This window comes from Streptomyces sp. NPDC001393 (assembly GCF_053597455.1).
Genome location: NZ_JBSFIH010000129.1, coordinates 1 through 4,825 on the forward strand (window position 1 = coordinate 1; position 4,825 = coordinate 4,825).

Annotated in this window: 3 protein-coding genes and 1 pseudogene; all 4 read left to right on the plus strand. The window is 71.6% G+C overall.

Annotation, left to right across the window (positions count from 1 at the left end; genetic code table 11):
* Positions 1–139 precede the first annotated feature (139 nt).
* A complete protein-coding gene (kdpB, locus tag ACWC2T_RS45630) occupies positions 140–2,293 on the plus strand; it encodes a potassium-transporting ATPase subunit KdpB (RefSeq protein WP_450676184.1) in 2,154 nt (717 codons plus the stop codon).
* A 424-nt stretch (positions 2,294–2,717) separates the two neighbouring features.
* Positions 2,718–3,527: an SDR family NAD(P)-dependent oxidoreductase gene (locus ACWC2T_RS45635; protein ID WP_450676185.1), complete on the plus strand. Its 810-nt coding sequence runs from the start codon at positions 2,718–2,720 to the stop codon at positions 3,525–3,527.
* Positions 3,528–3,613: 86 nt separating this feature from the next.
* The gene (locus tag ACWC2T_RS45640) at positions 3,614–4,393 is read left to right on the plus strand and encodes a GNAT family N-acetyltransferase (protein WP_450676186.1); all 780 of its coding nucleotides are present in this window, start codon (positions 3,614–3,616) and stop codon (positions 4,391–4,393) included.
* A 217-nt stretch (positions 4,394–4,610) separates the two neighbouring features.
* Positions 4,611–4,825 (plus strand): annotated as a pseudogene (locus ACWC2T_RS45645) (amino acid transporter); the annotation flags it as partial.

Genomic DNA, 4,825 nt, shown 5'->3' on the forward strand with positions numbered 1-4,825 from the left:
GGCCCACTGGCAAGGAGGGGTCCAGTGGGCCGGACAGGCTTGAGGCGTATTTCCCCGGCGCGCATCGTGCGCCGGTCGGCCCGGCACCGCACGGACCGCGGCCACAGTCCCTGTCCACCGTCAAGGCACGAAGGTGTCCATGCTTCCCGCTGCCCCCCAGCAGGCCCCACCGTCACGCCCCGAACGCGCGCCCCGGCCAAGGGCGGAGGGCAGATCGAGACGGCGCGCTCCGAGCGGGCTGTTCGAACCTGCACAGCTCGTCCGTTCCTTCCCCGAGGCACTGCGCAAGCTCCACCCGCGCGTCCTGGCGCGGAACCCGGTGCTGTTCGTCGTGTCCGCAGGCGCGGTCCTCACCACGCTGTCGGCGGTGCTGCACCCGGCCGTGTTCACCTGGGTCATCAGCCTGTGGCTGTGGCTGACGGTCGTCTTCGCCAACCTGGCCGAGGCCGTCGCGGAGGGCCGCGGCAAGGCGCAGGCCGAGTCGCTGCGCAGGGCCCGCACGGACACGGTGGCGCTGCGGCTGCTGCACTGGAGCTACGGCACGAACCTCGCCACCGCCCGCACGGAGGCCGTCGCCGCCACCGACCTGAAGCCCCTGGACGTCGTACTCGTCGAGGCGGGCGAGATGATCCCGGCGGACGGCGACGTGGTCGAAGGCGTGGCCGCGGTGGACGAGTCGGCGGTCACCGGCGAGTCGGCCCCCGTGATCCGGGAGGCCGGCGGTGATCGCAGCGGGGTCACGGGCGGTACCACCGTTCTGTCCGACCGTATCCTGGTCCGGGTCAGTGCCCGCCCCGGGCACAGCTTCCTGGACCGCATGATCGCGCTGGTCGAGGGCGCCGCCCGGCAGAAGACACCGAACGAGATAGCCCTCAACATCCTGCTGGCCTCGCTCACGATCATCTTTCTGCTGGTGGTGGTCGCCCTGCAGCCGATGGGTGAGTACGCGGACGCCGCCCAGTCCACGACCGTGCTGGTCGCCCTCCTCGTCACCCTCATCCCCACCACCATCGGCGCCCTGCTCTCCGCGATCGGCATCGCCGGCATGGACCGGCTGGTGCAGCGCAACGTGCTGGCCATGTCGGGCCGGGCGGTCGAAGCGGCGGGTGATGTGAACACCCTGCTGCTCGACAAGACCGGCACCATCACCCTCGGCAACCGCGAGGCCGCCGCCTTCGTGCCGCTGCCCGGGATCGACGAACGGCAGCTCGCGGACGCCGCCCAGCTCTCCTCGCTGGCCGACGAGACACCGGAGGGCCGCTCCGTCGTGGTCCTGGCCAAGAACCGGCACGGGCTGCGGGCGCCTGAGGAGGGGGAGTTGGCGAACGCGCGCTGGGTGCCGTTCAGCGCGCAGACCCGGATGAGCGGGGTCGACCTGCGCTGGGAGAACGGCGCGGTGTGCGCCATCCGCAAGGGTGCCGCCCAGCAGGTGATCGAGTGGGTGCAGATGTACGGCGGCCATGTGCCGCCCGAAGCACGGCTGTACGCCGACGCCGTGGCCTCGGACGGCGGGACACCACTCCTGGTGGCCGTGCACGACTGGAACGGCCCGCGGGTCCTCGGTCTGATCCACCTCAAGGACGTCGTCAAGGACGGCATCCGCGAACGCTTCGCCGAACTGCGCCGCATGGGCATCCGCACGGTGATGATCACCGGCGACAACCCGCGAACCGCACGCGCCATCGCCGAGGAGGCGGGCGTCGACGACTACCTGGCCGAGGCCACCCCCGAGGACAAACTCGCCCTGATCAGGCGGGAGCAGGAGGGCGGCAAGCTGGTCGCGATGACCGGCGACGGCACGAACGACGCGCCCGCGCTCGCCCAGGCGGACGTCGGCGTGGCGATGAACACCGGCACGTCGGCCGCCAAGGAGGCCGGCAACATGGTCGACCTGGACTCCAACCCGACCAAGCTCATCGACATCGTCGAGATCGGCAAACAACTCCTCATCACACGCGGTGCGTTGACCACGTTCTCCATCACGAACGACGTGGCGAAGTACTTCGCGATCATCCCGGCGATGTTCGCGGGCTCGTACCCGGGTCTGGAGTCACTGAACGTGATGGGCCTGCACAGCCCGACCTCCGCGATCACCTCCGCGATCATCTTCAACGCCCTGATCATCGTGGCGCTGATCCCGCTCGCCCTGCGCGGTGTGCGCTACACCCCCTCCTCCGCGCACGACCTGCTCCGCCGCAACCTCCTCGTCTACGGCCTCGGCGGCCTCGTACTGCCCTTCGTGGGCATCAAGCTGATCGACCTGCTGATCTCGGGGGTGCCCGGCCTCGGGTGAGCCACGCCCGGTGTCCTGGCTCGCCCGTCAAGGTCCCGTATGCGCATGTCAGAGCCCCGTCAGAGAACGGGGCTCCGGCTTGCCCGGGATGTGCGGGACGGCTTCCATGGAGCTCGTGAACAGCGCCTGGCTCCTGCTCGACCGGCCGCCGAGTCCCTCCCCCAGCCTTCGGCCGGGGGTGCCCCCATCTCGCTTCGCTCGGCCGTCGCGTCGCGAGCCGCGCTGACCGGAAGCGCCCGCGCCAGGCCGGCATCACGTCCCGCCGACGCCATGCCGCGCCGACGCCGCGTCCCGCCGACGCCGCTTTCCGAGACCCGAGGGGCGCCGTGATCGGCTCCCGGCGCCCCTCGCCTTCCCTCTCACCCTCGCACGCCCACCGCCCGCACCAGATGGCATCCGCGTGCCCGCACCCCCGGATGGGATCATGTCCGACCGCACCTTCTCCTCCCGTACCGTCCTGGTCACCGGCGCCACCTCCGGCATCGGTCACGAGACCGCCCGGCAGCTCGCCCAGCGCGGTGCCACCGTGCTGCTGCACGGCCGTACCGTCGACGAGGCGCAGGCCGCGGCCGATCGACTGGTCACCACGCCGGGTGTCAAGGCTGCCCAAGTGCGGCCTTACGCGGCCGATTTCCGCCACTTGGAGGAGGTCGACGCCCTCGCCCGCACGGTGGTCGCCGAGCGGGGGCACCTCGACGTTCTCGTCAACAACGCGGGCATGGCCGCCCCGGAGCGGCACACCGTCACCGCCGACGGCAACGAGGTCGCCTTCCAGGTCAACTTCCTCGCCCACTACCTGCTGACCTGCCTGCTGGAGCCGGCACTCACCAGCGAGCCGGGCGGCCGGGTGGTCAACGTCTCCTCCTCCCTGCACCGTACGGCCTCCATCAGCTGGGCCGATCCCAACCGCGCCCGCCGCTATTCCCGCCTCGCCGCCTACGCCCAGTCCCAGCTGGCGCTGACCATGTTCGCGGCCGATCCGCGCGTCACCGCCGTCTCCGTCCACCCGGGCGTCTGCGACACCGCCTTGCTGCCGCTCTACGCCCACGTGGGCGGCCCCGCCGCCGAGGGCGCCGCTCACGTGGTCCGGCTGTGCGACCCGGCCGTCGAGGTCGTCAACGGTGCCTACTACGACCGCGACGAGCGCGTCGAACCGGCCCCGGCCGCCACCGAGGGCCGCACGATCAAGCGCCTCAACAAGCTGGCCGACCTGCTGGTCCGCCCCGCCGCCTGAAAAACGCTCGAGGGCTGGTGACCGGGAGCGGTCGCGCCTTGGCCGCCCACCCGGTCCCCGTACCGTCCCCTATCTGCGAGGCATGGATGATCCAGATATCGCCGCCGGACCCAAGGGCGCTCGCCCGCTGGTTTCCCACCGGCTCACCCGGCGTCGCCACGATCGGCGAACACGTGCTGGCGACGGGCATCGGGCGCTGGTGGGGCGACCGGCCGGTGCAGCCGAGCGCGGTCGCCGTCTCGTGCGCGGGCCACGCCGTGCTGCGGGGCAGTCCGGAGGAGCTGACGCCGGACGTCCTCGCCCCGCTCGCCGGCAACCGGGTCGAGGCTCCGGCCCGCTTCCTGCCCGCCCTCGGGGCCGCCTTCGACCGGCTCACCCCGTGGGAGCGCATGATCTGGACGCTTCAGGCCGCACCACAGCCCGCCGGTATCCCACGCGCGATGAACGTCCGGCGCCTGGATGCGACGGACGCCGACGCCGTGCGCGCCCTCGGCACGGACGCGTCCTGGCTCTCGGCCAGCTGGGGCGGACCGCGCGGTCTCGCCGCCTCCGGGCACGCGTGGGCCGCGGTGGACCGTACGGGACGCATCCAGGCGGTGGCCTGCACCTACTTCCGCGGCACCCACTACGAGGACGTGGCCGTCCACACCGCCCCCGGCCGCACACGCCACCACCTGGCCCTGGCCTGCGTCAACGCTCTGTGTGTCGACATCCGCGCCCGGGGACGCATCCCCAGCTGGAACTGCTCGGTCCACAACCGAGCCAGTCGCCTTCTGGCCTGGAACGCCGGCTTCCGGCTGGTCCGCGAATACGTCCACTACGCCGTCGGCAGCCCGGTGGGGAGCCGGAGCAGCCTCAGCGCGTAACGCGCCCTCCCCTATAGGGCGCGGTCGCTCTCCGGGCAAGGGGAAGCCTCGGACCTTGATGTGCGGGCAGCGTTCATCCGACTGGTCTTAACGGAAGATTGACGCCCTCCGGCGAGATCACCCGTGGGCTCAGGTGTCACTCTCCGCTTACGCTGGTGCGGCCGTCCGTGTGATGGCCGAAACCCCACGCTGAGCCCCACATCAGGAGAGCGCGTCGATGGCCACCACCGAACACCCTCCCAGTACCAGCCGCCTGCGGACGTGGATGCTGGAGGGCCTGTCCGACATGGGCAAGAACGGCGGCCACACCGGCCCGCACGCCGAACCCGAACCCCCACACCAGGGGCAGCGCTGGTGGCGGGTGATGTGCCTGACGGGTGTCGACTACTTCTCCACACTCGGCTACCAGCCCGGCATCGCGGCACTCGCGGC